The following is a 636-nucleotide window of genomic DNA, read 5'->3' as shown; positions in this document are numbered from 1 at the left end:
CCGGTTGGCGAAAGCTCCGGCTCGGTGAACTTCGTCACGCAAGACAACGCCCTGGCAGGCGGAGACAACCTGAGCGTCAAAATTGACGACGCCAAGGGCGGTAACTACGAAAAACTGGCTATCGACGAAAAACCGGCTGACACGTCGGTGACCGATACCCAGGACACCACTGGCCTCACTTTGACCGCGACCGACACGGTTACGGAAGGCGGCCAGATCACTTACACCGCAACACTGACTAACGCTGCTGGCTCGCCTGTCACCGTTACGTTGAGCAACGGCGCGGTCATCAACATCGCTGCCGGCGCCACGACCGGTACCGTGACCGTCGACGCGCCGAAAGATGACGTCTACAAAGACGCCGGCAAGGTGGAAGTCTCCATTGATAAAGCTGCCGGTGGCAACTTCGAGAACCTGGTGCCGAGCACGACTCCTGCGGTTACGGATGTCACGGACACCATCGACACCTCGACTGTCAGCCTGAGCGCAACGTCGACCGTCGCCGAAGGCGGCACCGTGGTTTACACCGCCTCGGTGAACGCTCCAGTGACCGGCGCTCCGCTGGTCGTCACCCTGTCGAACGGCCAAACCATCACCATCCCGGTTGGCGAAAGCTCCGGCTCGGTGAACTTCGTC

The 636-nt window shown here is 61.0% G+C and carries 1 protein-coding gene; it reads left to right on the top strand.

The window, feature by feature from the left end:
- Nucleotides 1–636, top strand: a 636-nt coding sequence (locus tag AD663_RS29170) for an immunoglobulin-like domain-containing protein (RefSeq protein WP_172680649.1), incomplete at both ends; no start/stop codon positions are given.

The sequence above is a fragment of the Pseudomonas sp. Q12-87 genome (assembly GCF_001269755.1).
In the GTDB taxonomy this organism is placed as follows: Bacteria; Pseudomonadota; Gammaproteobacteria; order Pseudomonadales; family Pseudomonadaceae; genus Aquipseudomonas; species Aquipseudomonas fluorescens_S.
Note: the sequence above shows the minus strand (reverse complement) of the source record. Positions and strands in the feature narration are given on the sequence as shown.